This is a genomic window from Paenibacillus solanacearum, assembly GCF_910593845.1.
Classification (GTDB): domain Bacteria; phylum Bacillota; class Bacilli; order Paenibacillales; family NBRC-103111; genus Paenibacillus_G; species Paenibacillus_G solanacearum.
In genome coordinates this window covers 17020-32903 of the sequence record NZ_CAJVAS010000026.1, presented here as the reverse complement: position 1 = coordinate 32903, position 15884 = coordinate 17020, and the positions used below count along the sequence as shown (strand labels likewise).

Sequence of the window (15884 nt, the reverse complement as noted above, 5' to 3'; positions counted from 1 at the left end):
TGGCTCGTTCTAAAGCGGTTGTCGGCACTCGCCTTGGAGGAACCCGGTACAGCGTTGATTCAAATTCCCTGAATTCGGTTAAAACATAACTATTGAAGAAGGGGATCGCTGAACCAACCATTCCAATAGAAAGAGGTGCAGATGACAAAATGAACTACGATGAATGCGCAGCAATGCTGCTTGCCGGCGGCGAAGGCCGCAGGCTTGGCGTGTTTACCCGCAGCAAGGCGAAGCCCGCCGTTCACTTCGGCGGTGCATTCCGAATCATCGATTTTGCGCTCAGCAATTGCACCTATTCTGGCATCAGGCAGGTAGGCGTCATGACGCAGTACAAGGCGGCTTCCCTGCACCGCCATATCGGGGCAGGCCGCGTCTGGTCGGAGCATGGGAACGGAGTCGACCTTCTGCCTCCGGGTGAAGGGGCGTATACCGGCACAGCCGATGCCGTACGCCAAAACTTGGCTTTTCTCGATCGGCACCGGCCGGACCATGTCCTTATTTTGTCGGCAGACCATATATACCGGATGGATTACCGCAAGATGCTCGAACGCCACCGGCAGACCGGCGCGGATGCGACAATCGCGGTTACGCCGGTCGCATGGGAAGAGGCACACCGCTTCGGCATTATGTGTACGGGCGAAGATGGACAAGTCACCACATTTGTGGAGAAACCCGCCCGGCCTAGCAGCAATCTCGCATCGATGGGCATTTATATATTCAAGCGTTCGTACTTGAAGCAAATTTTGGAAAGCGACGCAAGGCGACTCGACTCCAGCCATGACTTTGGCAAGGATGTCATTCCGGCTATGCTCGGGCAAGGGGCAAAGCTGCAGACATACGCTTATGAAGGCTACTGGCGGGATGTAGGCACCGTGGAAAGCTTGTGGGAAGCACATATGGATTTGATTGGCGACAAGCCAAAGTTCAGCTGCGCGTCCCGCGGCTGGAGCGTAAGAACGCCGGCGTCACCATCCGGCTCCTCGTATGTGGACCCTGCTGCAAGCGTGAGCCGTTCGCTGCTGGCCGGCAGCTGTACGATCTACGGAACGGTCGAGCAGTCCGTCGTTTCCGCCGGTGTCATCGTCGGTCAAGGCAGCACGCTCCGCCGCAGCGTTGTGATGCCGAATGCCCGGATTGGCCGCAACGTCTCGATCTGCAATGCGATGATCGGCGAGGGCGCCGTCATTGAAGACGGGGTTACGATCGGAAGCGTCTCGGCACGCACCGTCGAAGTCGTCGGAGACGCCGAGGTGGTCCGGAAGCAGGGGGCGTTTCAGCCCGGCATATACATAACGCCCGGCGCTTTTGCGATGGAGGGCGTTTCTGTCCGGTAGGTAGAATACTGAAACGCGGTTTTACCAGGGTTCCTGCTGTTCCAATCAATTAAAAGGCCTTGTCGTTGGCAGAATAGAAGCCAAACGACAAGGCCTTTTACATCCTGTACGCCGCTGACGGTCAGGACATCGATCGCTATATCGCCGGGGCTGCCATCCCGAAGGCAGCCCACTCTTCCTTGGTCGGGCCGTACACGCCGCTGAGCGGCAGGCCGGCCTGACGCATCAACACGGTCAACTGTCCGCGGTGGTGAATTTCATGCCGCAGGAAAATCGCCAGTGTCAGTCCGTTTTTCCACGGCATTTCATATACAAGATTGGTTTCCTGTAATGTTTCATCCATCCACTGAGCTCGCACCGCTTCGATCAGCGCCCGCGTCGTCCGCTGGTACGCTTGCGCGATCGTATCCGCCGATGCCGGCGGCTCCTTCCGCTCCGCGGGCACTTCAAAGCGCAAGCCGGCTTGCTGCAGCATACTGGCGCCGGGGACAAGATGCCATGCCAGATGGCCTAGTGTTCGGTAGCCGGGAGCGATCTCCTGTCTGAGGGATTCGTCCGTCAGTGCGTCCAGCAGCCTTTGTGTAGTCTTCGTTTCATTTTCGTAATCGTCAATAAAGTCTTGTATTGTCACATACATCATCGGGTAACCAGCCTCCATCGTTTCATAAGTTGTGGAGCGCAGCCGTTACAAAAGGGCGCAGCTCCTTGTATGTCATTACTGTACATCAGGAACGTTGACAGCTGTATGTCAGCGTTTATGAAAAAAAGCCTCCGGCAACCGCCTCAAGGGCGGTGCCGAAGGCTTGCTCGCAAAGATGCGGGCATGCTTTAGCCGAATGATGATCCAATTATTCCTTCTTCAAATGCCGGAGCAGCCGCGAAGGGGCGTCCGTCTGGATGAGCTGAACTCCCTTGCCGATGCTCCAATCCCACGTCGTCTCGACGTCCTTCATGCCGGCGATTTGCGACGGCATCATGGTGTTGACCCACAGCTTCGCCCCGGATTGGCGAATTTTCGTTAACGTCTCGTCGGCGATCACCTTCGCATTCCTCGAAGGGAACACCAACTCGAACGCATCGGGCTTGGCGCCGCGGAGCAGCGCGTCCAGCTTATCCAGGTGGCTGTCGAGCATGACTTGGACGTAGAGCGGCCTCGGCGATTTGGACTTGAGCCAGCTCTCCACCTCCACATTGTTGGCTGCGCTTTTGAATATTCCGTGATCGGTCGTCCCGGTTTGCACGAGAACGTCCCACATTGCGTCGCGGTAAGCCCAGCCTTTATCGAGGTTGACCATCACTTTCCCTTTGGCCAGCTCCATCGCTTCCTTGAGTGTCGGCACGCGCTCGCTCGTCAGAGGCTCGTTGTCGCCGCCCTGCCGCTGTTTCAGGTACAGCGATTTGATTTCGGCCAGCGTCATCTCGGCCACTTTCCCGGTTCCGTTCGTCGTTTTATCCACGGTCTCGTCATGCATCAGAATCGGCACGTTGTCTTTGGTGAGCTGCACGTCGACCTCGACGATATGAACGCCCATATCGATGGCGCCCTGTATGCCGCTCAGCGAATTGGCCGCATGATTGCGCCAATCGGACATGTGGGCGACGACCCACACGCCGCTGTTCTTGTCCGTAAAGGCGGCCCGGCCTATGCGCAGCGGCTTGCCGCCCGGCGGCTCGGCGCCTTTTGCTGCTGGAAGGGAGGAGGAAGACGCGCAGCCGGTCCCAAGCGAGAGCAGCAGGATCGTCAGCGTACATCCGAGGGATCGAATGGCACTTCTGTTCAAAACGAATACACAACCTTTCTATCGGTTCAATCGTCTGTTACTTGCCGGTTTCCTTCGCCTGCTGAACGGCGGCATTCGCCTTTTCCTCCGCCGTACGCAGCGCCGTATTGATATCCGTCTTGCCGTCGAACACGTCCTGGAACGCGCTCTTGATCGGTCCCCGGATCAAACCGTTATACTTATGCTGAAGGGTGAAGGCCGACGGCTGGCTTTTGAAGATGCCCTGCATGTTTTTGCCCTGCGCGTACGGCAGGTCGGCTGCAAACTGCTTCTTCACTTCCGGACTGTTGATCGCCGCCATGCGGCCCGCTCTCGAGAGTGCGACCTGCGTATCCTCCGCGGTGGCGGCCATGATGACCTGCATCACCTGCTCCTTGTATTTGCTCGTTTTCGATACGACAAGAATGTGGGAGTCAACCTGGTAATATTTGTTCGGCGCATCCTTGTGGCTCGGCGCCTGGGCGACATCCCAGTTCAAGCCTTTGGCCGACGCGTCCTTGAGCGAGGACAAGATGTTGAAGGACGGAATCATCGCCAGCGTCATGTCTTTGGCAAACACGGAGTTCAGCTGATTGTCGACCAGCTTGGCCGGCTTGTTGCCGGGGATGTTATATACCTTCATCATCGTTTCGAACACGTATTTCCATTTGTCCGAAATAATCGGCTTTTCCGTCTTCGGATCGATGAGCGGCAAGGACAGCGCCGACGAGAAGTTGAAATAGCTGTTCGGATCGATGCCCCGGTACTGCACGCCGTCGACATTGCGGGTGACCTGCTTGGCCAGCTCGATCGTCTCTTCCCACGTCATGCCGTCTTTCGGATACGGTACGCCGAATTTATCGAAGATGTCCTTGTTGTACCACAGCGCATAAAACTGCGAAGTTACCGGAACGCCGAGCAGCTTGCCGTCCGGCGAATACGAGCGGATCGCATCCAGATATACCTTATCGATTTTGTTCAAATCATATTGCGATTGCTTGATCAGATCGTCCAGGCTGAGCGGAATGTCGGCATCGATCAGCTCTTCGATGTACGGCTTGAAGAAGAACATGTCGGGGATCGTCCCGGCCGCGATCAGGTCGGCCAGCTGCGTACCTTTTCCGGGATAGATGATATCGAGCGTTATATGCGGAAATTTCTTTTTGACCGGTTCGATAAAGATGCGTTCCATCTCTTCCTTGCTGTACAGCTGCTGGTTATATAGGACGATCGTTGCCGGCTCCGTGCTTAAAGGTTTCGGTGCCGCTGCATTCGGCGCGTCCTGAGTCGAATTCGTGGCGGGATTCGTTTTGCCGCAGGCCGCGAGCATAACGGCCAAGATGACGATCCCTGCAATCGATTTGTGTTTACTGCGCAACATCGAGTAACCCTCCTTATTTTTGTATGCCGTATTGCCATGCCGCTTCATAAGATCTTTAAGATTTATGGGTTTTAAGCGGTTTCAGTTTTATCTTATAATAGAAGCAGCGAAAATTTTATGCGCGATTTGGGTTACTTCCTACGCGATTTTGTGCAGGCGGCAAAGGAGACTAGGCATATTGGTCATTTACGACGAAGACAACCCGTACCACGAAAAAATTTCATATGCCAATCCGCTGATCCCGCTCAAAATATTCATTCACAAAAAGGTTGACGGGTTTTGGAATATATGGCACTATCACAAGCAAATCGAGCTGCTGTATATTTTGAAAGGGCGGCTCGACGTTTATGTCGATAAGGAGATGTACCCGCTCGAAGACGGCGATATTGTGCTGATCGGGCCGAACCAGCTGCACCGGGACATGTCCCGGGTCGTGGAATATATCGTCTTCCAGTTCGACTGTCATCAATATTTGGACCCGTCCACGCTGACGTACATGAAATTGTTCGAACGGGTGAACGCGCCGCTCAGCAAGCTCAATTATATTTTCAACGAAAACGGGGCCGCCAAAGCGGAGATTGCCAGGAGCATACAGGACATCTTCGAGGAAGAAAAGCGGAAAGCGCCAGGCTACGAAATGGCCGTCAGCATGCTGATCCGTAAAATCCTGCTCACGCTGATCCGCAACGATACGCGTCAGGTGCTGCCTTTCAAAGATCATGCGGATATTATCCGGTTGAAGCCGGTGCTCGATTACGTCAATAAAAACATCAGCGGCAAAATCGTCGTCAAGGAAGCGAGCCAAATCGCGAATATCAGCTACCACCATTTTGTGAAGTATTTCAAGAAGGTCATCGGCATGTCCTTCGTCGATTATGTCAATTACAATAAGGTCAAGATGGCGGAGCGCCTGCTGCTGACGCAGGATTTGAGCATTGAGGAGATCGGGGAGAAGATCGGCATGACGAATATGGGCCATTTTTATAAAATTTTCCGCAAGTTCAATCAATGCTCCCCGAAGGAGTTCCGCGAAAAGCAGCTGCGGTGGGGACGCGATTGACGGCGTCATATCCGCCCAAAGCCGCCATATACGTTATAATGGCAGTAAAGATTAAAGGAGATTTGCATGATGAACAACATGATCAAAAGAATCGCTATTCCAACACTCGCATTAAGCTTCATGCTCATGCTTCCGGCCAAAGCGGTAGAGCCTACCGCCGCGACTGGCGAGCTGCGCGCCCTGCCGGATTCGATCGCATTTCAGCTTCCGGTCAACAATTATTGCAGCCCCGAAGATTCGCTGGACTTCTCGTTTCAATTATCCAATACATCGGCGAATGCAGCGGATATTACGCTGTTCTTTTATAAACAGGACGGCACTAAATTTAACGCGGAAGGCTCCTCGTACCGCGAGATCAACTCAACCCTTCTGCCAGGCAAGCCGTTCTCGCTGCCGGGTTATGCCACCGGTCTGTATCACATTAATTTCGGCAATCATATCAAGTGCGGGGACCGCGCGTACCTGGGCAGAATTCTCGTCAATTCGGGAACGGCGTCGCTTATTGCAAGGGGATGGGTCGCAAAGGGCGACCAAATCGAGCAGGTCGTTGTCAATAACCATAACGCATTCGAGCTGATGTCTCCGCCGCTGCCAAGCGAAAAGAACAGAACCGAGCCATAAGTGGATTCCATGGAAAGGGGAGATGCATCATGAAACGGGATACCCAGAAGTTTCATGTGAAGGTGCTTTCCGCGCCGGAGGCGCATATCGTGTACATGACGGGCGAGCTTGATTTGGGAACGGCAGAGCTGTTCCAATCGGCCGTCGAGCCGCTTGCCGCGCAGGAAGGCGTACCGCTAAAGCTGAACATGAGAGAGCTGACCTACATCGACAGCACCGGAATCGGCATTATCGTGTCGCTGCTGAAACAGCGGCAAGCCTCGGACGGGCAAATTACTGCGCAGGAGGTTTCTCCCAAAATTCGCAGGCTGTTCGATATGACGGGCTTATCCCAATTCCTGAACGTGGAAGGGGGAGGAGGATGAGCGCGGAGAGCGGCAAGGAAGTCCGGTTATCCGTACCGGCCGATGCCGAGCATCTGGATACGATCCGGCTGTCATTATACGGGGTGGCTGTACGCATGGGGTATTCGTACGAATCGATCGAAGATCTGAAGGTGGCCGTTACGGAGGCTTGTAACCACGCGCTGCTGCAGCTGGAGAACGAAGCGCAAGCCCGGCTTTGCATCGTGTATGCGATGAACGACGAAGGGCTGCGCGTGCGGATCGGCGCCGAGCAGGGGGTGCTGAAGTTCGGCCGGGCGATGGAGGCTGCCGCGCCGATGGAATCGAGCAAGCTGGGCGATACGGACGCTTCGCAGCTCGGATTGTTCCTGATGCAAGCGCTGGTCGACGAGGTGCTGGTCGCTTCGGCGGAGGACGGTGCGGAAGAAATCGTATTGATCAAGTACCGCGAGACGCAGCCGGGTTGAACGTTGGCTTAGCGTTATGGCCGGTTGTAAGCGCGCATACGTAAGAAGAACCCGCCAGGGAGGAGCCTGACGGGTTCTTTGTGGTGGGGGGATCAAGCGGGTTTGCGTTCAGCGGAGTTTTTCGTGTCGTCCTCCTCATTCTTGGTCTCGGACACGAGCTCTCTTGCCGACGACTTGAATTCATGCAGCGTGCGTCCGACCGCCCGGCCGAATTCCGGCAGCTTGGAGGGTCCGAATAAAATCAAGACGACAACGACAATCATCAGAAGTCCGGGTAATCCGATATTGTGCAGCAAAGGTCATCCATCCTTTCCGTGCAGCCGGGTTCGGCTCGTTATTCGGCGCTTGGCTTCTTTGGGTATATCGCGACGGCTTCGATTTCGATGAGCCAATCGGCATTGACAAGACTGGCGACGCCGACCGTGGAACGCGCCGTCTTCACCGGATTCGCTTCCGTGTTGAAAAACTGGCCGTACGCTTCGTTCCAACCGGCGTAATCGAACTTGTTGTCTTTGGCCGCGTCGGCGGTCAAGTAAGCCCGCAAATAAATGACGTCGTTCATCGTCAATCCTTTTTCCTTGAGCTGGTTCTCGATGTTTTTGAGCACGCCGGTCGCTTGCGTCTTCGTATCTCCATAGCGTTCATATACGGTCGCGCCTTCTTTATTGAGCTGCGGAGGCGTCGTGCCGCTCGTATATAAGTAGGCCGCCCCGGCGGGGACAGAGACGCCGCCGGATATCGCCGAGGATGGATTGCCGTAAAATTCCGCTTCGTGGATCGGCTCGGCCGGGTATTTGTTCGGCTTGTCGGTGTCGTCCGCATAGACGCTGACCGCCAAAAAGACGGAAAGCGCGCCGGCCGCCAGCATTGTCTTCAAAGACTTGAACTTGTTCATGTGATCGCCCCTTCTCTATTCTTTCATGACGCGTTCGTGGATTTCCGTTACGACCTTCCGCGCCGAATCGATGCCGCCGGCCATCCAGGCGGGAATGTAGCTGATATGCTCGCCGCATAAATAAATGCGGCCGTCCGGCTTGCAGAGCGTCGGATAGATCGTTTTCCGCTCCTCCGCCGAGTAGGAGCCCCACGCGCCGACGTTGTATTTGATGTTTTTCCAGTGGACGGAGAAGGAGGCCTCGAACTCCCGATACACCTGCGGATGAATTTTGGCGGCTTGGCTGAGCGCGTAGTTTTCGCGGTCGGCCACCGGCATGCTGCCGATTTTATCCGCATTGGCTCCGGTAACGTAATAGCCCAGAAGTACGCCTTTTTTGCCGAAATAGCCCGTCGGCGGGTAGTACATTTGCGTAATGTCCATATTCGTCAACGAGCTGCCGCCGTAGATTTGCTCGTCTTCTTCCCAGAAGCGGCGCTTGAATTGCAGGCCGATTTTGCCTGCGGACGCATAGTTGACCTTGCCGATTGCATCGGCCATTTCCTTGGAAAAGTCGGCCGGGATCGATTTCAGCACGGATAGCGGAATGGTGCATATGCAGTATTCGCCGGTAAGCTCTTGGGTTGCGCCTGTCTTCGCATTCGTATACACGATGCGGACGCCGCTGTCGTTTTGCCGGATTTCCTTCACTTCGGAGTTGAACTCGATCATGTGGCCGACGCGCTTCTCGAACGCTCGGGGAATGGCGTCGATGCCGCCGACGGGATGGAACATCATCATTTGCTGGTCGTAGGAGTATTCACTGGCGAAGAAAATGCCGAAGCCGGAGGTGATAATCGACTTCATATCGAACGGATCGCGCCGCACGCCGGCATCCAGCTTGCCGCCGGGTTCCTCGATATAGCCTCCGCGCTCCGAGCCTTTGTAGAACAGATCGGCGCTGAGATCGCCTTCGCGCTTCAGGTAGTCGACCAGCTTTAGCTTCTCGTCCGGCGTGAGGGGCAAATCGAGCGCATTCTGGTTCACCGCTTTGGCGAGCATCTCGGCAACGTAGCCGCGGACGTCAGCCTTAGCCGCGCGTTTCCTCACTTTTTGACCTGACAGCGCCCCGACGTTCTCGTTGTAATAGTAGCCGTGCTCATTGACGTTGTTGAACGGCTCGATGGCTACGCCGAACTTGCGGCAGTATTCCATCGTGGAGTGGAACTGCGGAATCCGCATCGGGCCGGCGTTCAGGTACATCGTCTCCCCTTCGTCGAAGCGGGCGACTTGCTTGATGCCGCCGATCTCGGTCTCTGCCGTGCCCCGACGCACGGTCCAGATGCGGCCGCCGGAGCGGGGTCGCGCTTCGAGTATAGTGCAATCGTAGCCGGCCAGCCCCAACTCGTAAGCTGCCGTCATACCCGCGATGCCGGCGCCGAGAATAATGACCTTCTTGCCTTTCCGGTGCGCGGAGGTCAAGTCTCCCTGATTGGGGGGAGTGAACTCGGCTGCCTTCAGCGTCTCGGGAGAGAGCAGGCCGAGCGTGCCCATCATGCTGAATACGGCGGCGGTTCCGCCGATCTTGCCCACCTTCGTTAGAAACTGCCTTCGCGTCATCTCCATTACCGGTTCTTTTTTATCCATTCGCCTCTGCTCCTTTACGTGAAGTGGGGTCGCCTCTTTACCGTAAATCGTAGCAGAGATTTTTTGCTTTGACTTCAAATGTGTAAGAATTCCTTACATAAAATTTTTGTCGAACGAAAATATTTGCAATAATCAGGTGTCTCTTGCTAAGATGAGGGGTAGATACGAATCAAAAGCATCTCTTTTCATCGCATCGTTCGTCTTTTTACTGTGATTATACATTACATACGAGGTGAATGGTATGGAAGATAAAGTGATGAACATTGGGGTAGTGAGGGACTTAACCGGATTATCCGAGCGGCAAATCCGCTATTACGAGGAGCGCAAGCTTATTTTTCCCGAGCGCACGAAGGGCGGGGTTCGGAAGTATTCGTTTGAAGACGTGAAGCGAATTCAGGAAATTCATCAGAAGCTGCAGGACGGATTTCGGACGTTGGAGCTGAGGAAGAAGCCGCATACGGGACAGCGCATGCGATTAAGCGGCAACGGCAGTTAATACGCGGGTCCAAAGGGGGAACTGTAATGTAGCGCGGTTCGGCTGGCCTCTCGTGCCCCTTTCCGCTGTGAATGCGTCGCATCAAGCACGGTTTCGCTCCGGCTCGTCCGCCGGATAGCATAGAACGACCCCGCACGGGATCCTCTCCCGGCGGGGTCGTTCGTCTAGTTGGTCATTTCTGCGAAAGCGCCTTGATTCATCCGGCTGCGGGCTACCTTGACGTACCCGAGCACGTTTTGCAGCTCGCTGTCCGGCACGAAGCGCAGCTTGACCGGCCCGGCCGCTTCGATCAAGTACGGCTTAAGCGCCGCCGCCCCGCCGCCGATGACGTAGAAGCACTGAATGTCCGGGCATTTCTTCCACCGCTTCTTGATCAGATCGACAATGCGGACGGCTGCGCGGGAGAAATACGTATCGACGATCGGCTTGATCGTCGCCTGCCCTTCGCCAATACGCTGAATGACGAATTCGCGCTGCTTGATGCGCTGCGCCAGCTTGGCGCGGCTCGGGAACGCATACCCGAACTGATCCTCGACCTCGCGCCGGATCGGGTCCAAGTAATTGGCCAGACCCATCTGTTCGCCGTAGCTGAAATGGTTGTCGATCGCCATGCGCCGAATGACGGGTAGATCGGTCGTTAAGGCCCCGATCTCACAGACGCCGATCACGCCGCCGTAAATTTCCTCGTCCCGCACCTGCAAATTATCGTGAGTGGCCAGATTGAATATCGCTGCCGCTCCCTCGATGGAGACGACCGCTTTGCGGATGCGCAGCTTCACCTTGCGGCCGTGCAGCTGCGGCGTCGAATGGAAGACGATCTCATGCTCGCCGACCAGACGTTGTTCGAACGACTCGCGGTATTTGGCATATGTGCGTACCGGCAGCCCCGTCCCGATCACCAGCTCGACCTCGTCGGCCTGCGAATAGGAGGGAGGGCTGTAGGACGGGGCGGTTATCCCGCTGTACGCCAGCGCCGTCAGTGCGACGATGAGCGATTGATCGGACAGCGCCTTGTTGTCCGTCTCTTCCAGCTCGCTGCTGTCCTCCAGCTCCGTCGCGAGCTGGCCGACGAACCAGCGGCGGTTGTTCAGCGTCAGTGCGGGACTGTATACCGTCACATCCAGCGCTTTGTGCGGCGCGTCCTCCTCCTGGAATATATGCCGGTCATAGCCCGGCGTCACGATATTCGGCACCGTAATCGGTTCATTCGTGCCGTCATACACGATCTTGATGCTGTCATTGCCCAAATCGATGCCAGCAAGTCTCATTATTTTGCTCCCCTCATGTAAAAAATTGCCTCGATAGTTCTACTATTTTCGATTTTTTACGGGAGATTCCTCTGCTACTTTTTTCCTATTTTTCGCTTGTTCGACAAAAATCGAAAGGGAATTTCGGGAAAATGGAGAATACATGCAGGGAAAGAAGACATATTGGCATTTATGCCCAAAGACAGAGGAGATGTTATGAAACTCAATTGGGGAAAGAACAAACTGACATTTGTCATCATCCCTGACAATGCGCACCGCCCCGTCGTACAATTGCGGTTTACCCCTCTTGTCCTATATGGCGCAGCGGTAGTGCTGCTCGGGCTGCTGCTTTGGTCGCTGTACGTGTACGGGCTCCGCATCGAAAGCCTGTCGGCCAATGCCATGATGCTGCAGACCGATCTGAACGGGAAAACCTCGCAGTTCGTGCAGGAGATGGCGGTCAAAAATAAGACGATCGAGCAGCTGCAAACCGAGGTGATCCGCTTGTCCGAGCAGGCCAAGGAGGTGCAGACGAAGATCGAGGAGGTCAAAAAGCTCGAAGAAGATTTGCGCTCGATCACCGGCGGCGAACCTTCGCAAGCGGTTGCATCGGCAACCCCCGGGAATTCTGACTACGCTTCAAGGGGGCTGGGACTCGGCGGGGAGATGATTCCGGTCAAGCCGGAGGATATCGTCAAGCTGTCGGAGGAAACGATGGTACAGCTCGGGGGATTGACTGAGCAAATGAGCGAGCTCCAGGTGCATTTGGCCCAGACGCGCGAAGAAGTGCTGCACAAGCAGCATCTGCAGCGGATTACGCCGGATATGTGGCCGATCGATTCGCGAACGATCACCTCGCCTTTCGGCTACCGCAAAGACCCGTTCACCTTTCGGCTCAGCTTTCATTCCGGGCTCGATATCGCCGAGCGCGAGAATACGAGGGTGAAGGTGACGGCGGACGGCGTCGTCGAATCCACCGGATACGACAACAGCCGGGGGAACAACATTCTCGTCGATCATTCGAACGGGATCAAGACATGGTACATGCATCTGAACAAAATACTGGTGTCGCAGGGCGACAAAGTGAGCAAGGGCGACTACATCGGCCTTGTCGGTTCCACCGGGAGAAGCACAGGTTCGCATCTGCATTACGAAGTGCTGAAACAAGGGCAAAGCGTCGATCCGCGGCCTTATTTGAAATAGCAACCGTATGGAAGGGGATGAAAGTAATGTTTAAGAAGAAACAAACGATCAACCCGAATGGGACCGATACGTTGATCGGGGAAGGAACGGTGTTCGAAGGAAAAATCAGCTCAGCTGCAGGCGTCCGGATCGAAGGACAGCTCACCGGCGACGTGCGCAGCGAGGGCGACGTGATCGTCGGGGAACAGGCTAAGGTCAAGTCGCATATCGCCGCCCGCGATATTGTGATCGCCGGCGTCGTACACGGCAACGTGACGGCCAAAGGCAAGCTGACGATTACTTCCAAGGGCCAGCTGTTCGGTAACGCGAACGCGGCTTCGCTCATTATCGACGAGGGCGGCGTATTCCAGGGCATCAGCAAGATGGAGCAGGCGGCGCAGACGGGCGGATCGTCCGGCACACCGGCCGCGGCCTCGCCTGAACTGCCGCAACAGCCGGCTGCTGTGGCGCAACCCGCAGCGCCTTCCTTTGGAGGCAATCCGGTCGTGCTGTAGTCCTATTTTAAGCAAACTTTAAGGCCCCTTTCAGCTTAAGGTCATCTTTTCTTCATCTTGCCGTGCGATACTAGGCGCATACATTTAGAAAGAGAAGGATGGCCTGGAGAAATGAAACCAAAGCTGCAAATGGTGCCGATACAGGCGGCGCGCGGGATCGCCGTCATGCTCGTCATGCTTTTTCACGCATCGCAAATGGGACAAAAATATTTTGAATACAATTTTCTTGGCGTCAGCTCGCTCGGAAAGTCCGGCGCGTACACATTTTTTTTTGCCCTGACCGGCTATTTGATGTACATGCTGTACCGGGACCGGTTCGGGCAGCAGGCGGAGGCGGCGCCTTTCCTGGTCAAGCGGTTGCTGCGGGTGTATCCGCTATACTGGTTGATCATGATCGCCGTCGTCCCGATCTACTTCATGTACCCGGCGTTCGGGCTTGGGTACGAACGAGAGCCTTCGGTCATCATCCGGTCGATGCTGCTGTGGCCGCAAGCGCACGCCCCGATTCTGGGCGTTGCCTGGTCGCTAAGCTATGTCATCTGCTTTTATCTCGTCTTCTCGCTGCTCTTTGTCCTGCGGGAGAAACTGGCGGTCGCCGTGTTCTCCTCTTGGCTGTCCATGATCGTGCTGCATGCGCTCGGATGGATTCAAGTGAAGGACACGTTGTTTCTCCAATTTTTGTTCAGCGAAATTCATCTGGAGTTTTTCTCCGGTGTGCTTGTCGCCTATCTAGTTCGGCGCAATCATATTCGGGGCAATAGCCTCATCTGGCTGTTGGCGGGCGCAGCGATGTATCCGGCGCTTTGGCAGCTCAAGCTGCGGTTCCCGAATTTTCCTTACATCGATTTGCTCTATACGGCCGGCTCCGCCTTGATCTTGACCGGAGTCGTTCAATGGAAGGCGGCCGGCTCCCGGTTCATGAAGCCGCTGGCCGCCTGCGGCGACGCCTCCTATTCCATCCTGCTCGCCAGTCTGCCGTCGCTGTCCATTTCCCTCAAGCTGGCAAGCGCTGCGCATATGCAGCGCTTGATCGGCGCGCCGGCGACAGTTGCGCTGTGCTATATTGTTGCCCTGCTGCTCTGCCTGCTCGTCTACCGGTGGATCGAGAGGCCGCTGCAAGCGTGGTTGAAACGGACACTCGTCCCCGCATCGCAGCACAAGCTGAGCTATGGCAAACGAAAAGCCGCAACTCCGTAAATACGGAGAGCGGCTTTTCGTTTGGATCGGGCGGTGCCTGCAAGGCTGCGGTATGCATAATGCAAGCCCGCCCGGCTTATTGGCCCAGGAACGACTTCAGCATCCACACATGCGTTTCAAGACTGGAGCGCATGCCGAGCAGCATATCGGCTGTCCCCTCGTCTCCATGATCTTCTGCAACCTCCATCGCGTGGCCCATTTCGCTGATCATCCGCTCGTAATCGTCGACCAGCTTCGTCACCATTTGCTCCGCGTCCAGTCCCGGCTTATCCTCCTTGATCGTCGCCGAAGCCAGCAGCTCTTTCGTCGTGGATACCGGCGATCCGCCGAGCGCAAGGATACGTTCCGCGATCTCATCCATATATTGATCCGCTTCTTTATACAGTTCTTCGAACTTTTGGTGCAGCGTATAAAAATGCGGCCCTTTCACATACCAGTGATACTGGTGAATTTTTATGTACAGCAGCGCCCAGTTGGCAACCTGCGTGTTCAGCAGCTGCTGCAGATCGGCCTTTTTGATTGAAGCTTTCTCCATCGGTTTTGCCATTGTCGAATCCCTCCCGTGTTTGGTTCGGTGTCATGGTCACTTAAGACGGACCGCCGGAGCGAACGGACCGCTCCGGCTTCCGCTGCAAAGCAAGCGCCTGGCGGTGCCTGCTTGTCTCTGTATTACCCCGGCTGTCAACCGCTGAAACGATCGCCCCGGTGAAGCTTGCGAGATAGCCAAGTTTCAGTCCGGCGCCGGGAGGGTAAAAAAGCGGACACGCCATTACGATCAAGGAGGATGTTGTCCATGCTTATTCAGATCAGTGCGGCCGTCGCCGCCATCGGGTTCATCGTTCTTGTCGTCTATTTAATTCGAACGCTGCACACCGTATCGAATACGCTCGCGCAAACGAGCGTCACCATCAAGGAGCTGCAGCAGCAGCTGCATGCGATCGGCATGGAGGCGACCACGCTGCTGCGGCACACGAACGAAGTGGCGGTCGATGTGCGCAACAAGCTGTACGCTTTCGATCCCGTGATGTATTCGGTCAAGCATATCGGGGACGCGGTACGCGAAGTGACCTCCTCGGTGAAGCAGGTTTCGACGGCTGCGGCCGGCACGATCCGCAAGGCTGGCGGCGCTTCCGTCTCGCCGGGAGGCAAGGCCGGCGCCATCCTGCAGAGCGTTCCTGTTCTGCTCGATCTATGGCGTTCGCTGCGCCGTGCCAAGGACAAGCCCGGGCCGATGTCTCCCCGTTCGCAGAGTGCCGGAGGCGGTGCGGCGAACGGAGCCAAATCGTAAATATCGGGCCCGGCTGTTTCAACCTGCGGATAGGCGGGTAATGAATACAAACAATAACGGATGCACCCGGCAATCCGGACGAGACAGGCCGTATTTTGAAGGAGGAGTTGCGATGACAAGGCGCGAGTCTTTTCAAATTAATATGATGCGCAAGGAAGATCGGAACGTCGTGTGGATTGGGGGGGAGCTCGATTTATCGCAGGTGGCGGAATTGCGCCGGTCGCTGGATCCGCTCATTGCGGATACGGGCCGCAAGCTCTTCTTGAATTTGAAGAAGCTGGAGTATATTGACAGTACGGGCATCGGTGTGATTGTATCGGTATTAAAAGCCAGGGATGTGCTGAACGCGCATTTTGCCGTGGAGGAAATTCCTTTGAAGATCAAGCGGCTGTTCGATTTGACGGGAATTACGCCGTTTCTGCAGCCTGCCGGCACGTCGGTTGTTTCCAGCAGCAACATTCATTAATGCAT

19 protein-coding genes are annotated in these 15884 nt (G+C 55.7%); 11 read left to right on the top strand and 8 right to left on the bottom strand.

What is annotated here, in order from left to right; all coding sequences use genetic code 11:
• Positions 1 to 149 precede the first annotated feature (149 nt).
• Positions 150 to 1334, top strand: coding sequence for a glucose-1-phosphate adenylyltransferase family protein (locus tag KXG62_RS22800; protein WP_246627597.1), 1185 nt, complete (start codon positions 150 to 152; stop codon positions 1332 to 1334).
• 136 nt (positions 1335 to 1470) lie between these two features.
• Here KXG62_RS22800 and KXG62_RS22795 read toward each other — a convergent pair whose 3' ends face one another.
• The 3 genes from KXG62_RS22795 to KXG62_RS22785 form a co-directional block, all read right to left on the bottom strand.
• Positions 1471 to 1971: a DinB family protein gene (locus KXG62_RS22795; protein ID WP_218094366.1), complete on the bottom strand. Its 501-nt coding sequence runs from the start codon at positions 1969 to 1971 to the stop codon at positions 1471 to 1473.
• A gap of 211 nt (positions 1972 to 2182) precedes the next feature.
• Positions 2183 to 3115 carry a glycerophosphodiester phosphodiesterase family protein gene (locus KXG62_RS22790; RefSeq protein ID WP_218094320.1) on the bottom strand — a complete coding sequence of 311 codons (933 nt, stop codon included), beginning with the start codon at positions 3113 to 3115 and terminating at the stop codon, positions 2183 to 2185.
• Positions 3116 to 3152: 37 nt separating this feature from the next.
• Entirely contained in the window at positions 3153 to 4475 is a 1323-nt protein-coding gene (locus KXG62_RS22785) for an ABC transporter substrate-binding protein (RefSeq protein ID WP_218094319.1), read from the bottom strand.
• Positions 4476 to 4653: 178 nt separating this feature from the next.
• Between KXG62_RS22785 and KXG62_RS22780 the strand changes: the two genes are divergently transcribed.
• The 4 genes from KXG62_RS22780 to KXG62_RS22765 all read left to right on the top strand — a co-directional run bounded on the left by KXG62_RS22780 (position 4654) and on the right by KXG62_RS22765 (position 6967).
• Entirely contained in the window at positions 4654 to 5535 is an 882-nt protein-coding gene (locus KXG62_RS22780) for a helix-turn-helix domain-containing protein (RefSeq protein ID WP_246627596.1), read from the top strand.
• A gap of 66 nt (positions 5536 to 5601) precedes the next feature.
• Positions 5602 to 6156, top strand: coding sequence for a hypothetical protein (locus tag KXG62_RS22775; RefSeq protein WP_218094317.1), 555 nt, complete (start codon positions 5602 to 5604; stop codon positions 6154 to 6156).
• Positions 6157 to 6185: 29 nt separating this feature from the next.
• Positions 6186 to 6521: an STAS domain-containing protein gene (locus tag KXG62_RS22770; RefSeq protein WP_218094316.1), complete on the top strand. Its 336-nt coding sequence runs from the start codon at positions 6186 to 6188 to the stop codon at positions 6519 to 6521.
• Positions 6518 to 6967 (top strand): ATP-binding protein, encoded by a 450-nt coding sequence (locus KXG62_RS22765; protein ID WP_218094315.1) that lies wholly within the window; start codon positions 6518 to 6520, stop codon positions 6965 to 6967. The genes KXG62_RS22770 and KXG62_RS22765 overlap by 4 nt, the downstream gene beginning before the upstream one ends.
• Before the next feature lie 92 nt (positions 6968 to 7059).
• Here KXG62_RS22765 and KXG62_RS22760 read toward each other — a convergent pair whose 3' ends face one another.
• The 3 genes from KXG62_RS22760 to KXG62_RS22750 are packed head-to-tail and all read right to left on the bottom strand — an operon-like array spanning position 7060 to position 9488.
• On the bottom strand, positions 7060 to 7263 hold the full coding sequence (locus tag KXG62_RS22760; RefSeq protein WP_218094314.1) for a twin-arginine translocase TatA/TatE family subunit: 204 nt from the start codon (positions 7261 to 7263) through the stop codon (positions 7060 to 7062).
• Between the two features lie 38 nt (positions 7264 to 7301).
• A complete protein-coding gene (locus KXG62_RS22755; protein WP_218094313.1) occupies positions 7302 to 7862 on the bottom strand; it encodes a RidA family protein in 561 nt (186 codons plus the stop codon).
• A gap of 15 nt (positions 7863 to 7877) precedes the next feature.
• Complete coding sequence (locus KXG62_RS22750) at positions 7878 to 9488, bottom strand: flavin monoamine oxidase family protein (protein WP_218094312.1); 1611 nt, start codon at positions 9486 to 9488, stop codon at positions 7878 to 7880.
• Between the two features lie 241 nt (positions 9489 to 9729).
• Here KXG62_RS22750 and KXG62_RS22745 point away from each other — a divergent pair, with 241 nt between their 5' ends.
• On the top strand, positions 9730 to 9984 hold the full coding sequence (locus KXG62_RS22745) for a MerR family transcriptional regulator (protein WP_218094311.1): 255 nt from the start codon (positions 9730 to 9732) through the stop codon (positions 9982 to 9984).
• 164 nt (positions 9985 to 10148) lie between these two features.
• On the opposite strand, the gene KXG62_RS22740 is transcribed toward KXG62_RS22745, so the two are convergent.
• Complete coding sequence (locus tag KXG62_RS22740) at positions 10149 to 11252, bottom strand: ParM/StbA family protein (protein ID WP_218094310.1); 1104 nt, start codon at positions 11250 to 11252, stop codon at positions 10149 to 10151.
• Between the two features lie 195 nt (positions 11253 to 11447).
• On the opposite strand from KXG62_RS22740, the gene KXG62_RS22735 reads away from it, so the two are divergent.
• From KXG62_RS22735 to KXG62_RS22725, 3 genes are all read left to right on the top strand, one after another.
• Positions 11448 to 12434 (top strand): M23 family metallopeptidase, encoded by a 987-nt coding sequence (locus tag KXG62_RS22735; RefSeq protein WP_218094309.1) that lies wholly within the window; start codon positions 11448 to 11450, stop codon positions 12432 to 12434.
• A gap of 26 nt (positions 12435 to 12460) precedes the next feature.
• On the top strand, positions 12461 to 12928 hold the full coding sequence (locus KXG62_RS22730) for a bactofilin family protein (RefSeq protein WP_246627595.1): 468 nt from the start codon (positions 12461 to 12463) through the stop codon (positions 12926 to 12928).
• Between the two features lie 111 nt (positions 12929 to 13039).
• A complete protein-coding gene (locus KXG62_RS22725) occupies positions 13040 to 14125 on the top strand; it encodes an acyltransferase family protein (protein ID WP_218094307.1) in 1086 nt (361 codons plus the stop codon).
• A gap of 76 nt (positions 14126 to 14201) precedes the next feature.
• On the opposite strand, the gene KXG62_RS22720 is transcribed toward KXG62_RS22725, so the two are convergent.
• A complete protein-coding gene (locus tag KXG62_RS22720) occupies positions 14202 to 14672 on the bottom strand; it encodes a Dps family protein (protein ID WP_246627594.1) in 471 nt (156 codons plus the stop codon).
• 246 nt (positions 14673 to 14918) lie between these two features.
• Between KXG62_RS22720 and KXG62_RS22715 the strand changes: the two genes are divergently transcribed.
• Together KXG62_RS22715 and KXG62_RS22710 are read left to right on the top strand one after the other, a co-directional pair.
• Positions 14919 to 15413, top strand: coding sequence for a DUF948 domain-containing protein (locus KXG62_RS22715; RefSeq protein WP_218094306.1), 495 nt, complete (start codon positions 14919 to 14921; stop codon positions 15411 to 15413).
• Positions 15414 to 15525: 112 nt separating this feature from the next.
• On the top strand, positions 15526 to 15879 hold the full coding sequence (locus KXG62_RS22710; RefSeq protein ID WP_218094305.1) for an STAS domain-containing protein: 354 nt from the start codon (positions 15526 to 15528) through the stop codon (positions 15877 to 15879).
• Positions 15880 to 15884 lie beyond the last annotated feature (5 nt).

Excerpts from the sequence above, each read along its gene's own strand:
- KXG62_RS22800 (WP_246627597.1), top strand. The coding sequence starts at position 150 with ATGAACTACGATGAATGCGCAGCAATGCTGCTTGCCGGCGGCGAAGGC.
- KXG62_RS22795 (WP_218094366.1), bottom strand. The coding sequence starts at position 1,971 with ATGTATGTGACAATACAAGACTTTATTGACGATTACGAAAATGAAACG.
- KXG62_RS22785 (WP_218094319.1), bottom strand. The coding sequence starts at position 4,475 with ATGTTGCGCAGTAAACACAAATCGATTGCAGGGATCGTCATCTTGGCC.
- KXG62_RS22775 (WP_218094317.1), top strand. The coding sequence starts at position 5,602 with ATGATGAACAACATGATCAAAAGAATCGCTATTCCAACACTCGCATTA.
- KXG62_RS22770 (WP_218094316.1), top strand. The coding sequence starts at position 6,186 with ATGAAACGGGATACCCAGAAGTTTCATGTGAAGGTGCTTTCCGCGCCG.
- KXG62_RS22765 (WP_218094315.1), top strand. The coding sequence starts at position 6,518 with ATGAGCGCGGAGAGCGGCAAGGAAGTCCGGTTATCCGTACCGGCCGAT.
- KXG62_RS22755 (WP_218094313.1), bottom strand. The coding sequence starts at position 7,862 with ATGAACAAGTTCAAGTCTTTGAAGACAATGCTGGCGGCCGGCGCGCTT.
- KXG62_RS22750 (WP_218094312.1), bottom strand. The coding sequence starts at position 9,488 with ATGGATAAAAAAGAACCGGTAATGGAGATGACGCGAAGGCAGTTTCTA.
- KXG62_RS22745 (WP_218094311.1), top strand. The coding sequence starts at position 9,730 with ATGGAAGATAAAGTGATGAACATTGGGGTAGTGAGGGACTTAACCGGA.
- KXG62_RS22740 (WP_218094310.1), bottom strand. The coding sequence starts at position 11,252 with ATGAGACTTGCTGGCATCGATTTGGGCAATGACAGCATCAAGATCGTG.
- KXG62_RS22735 (WP_218094309.1), top strand. The coding sequence starts at position 11,448 with ATGAAACTCAATTGGGGAAAGAACAAACTGACATTTGTCATCATCCCT.
- KXG62_RS22730 (WP_246627595.1), top strand. The coding sequence starts at position 12,461 with ATGTTTAAGAAGAAACAAACGATCAACCCGAATGGGACCGATACGTTG.
- KXG62_RS22725 (WP_218094307.1), top strand. The coding sequence starts at position 13,040 with ATGAAACCAAAGCTGCAAATGGTGCCGATACAGGCGGCGCGCGGGATC.
- KXG62_RS22720 (WP_246627594.1), bottom strand. The coding sequence starts at position 14,672 with ATGGCAAAACCGATGGAGAAAGCTTCAATCAAAAAGGCCGATCTGCAG.
- KXG62_RS22715 (WP_218094306.1), top strand. The coding sequence starts at position 14,919 with ATGCTTATTCAGATCAGTGCGGCCGTCGCCGCCATCGGGTTCATCGTT.
- KXG62_RS22710 (WP_218094305.1), top strand. The coding sequence starts at position 15,526 with ATGACAAGGCGCGAGTCTTTTCAAATTAATATGATGCGCAAGGAAGAT.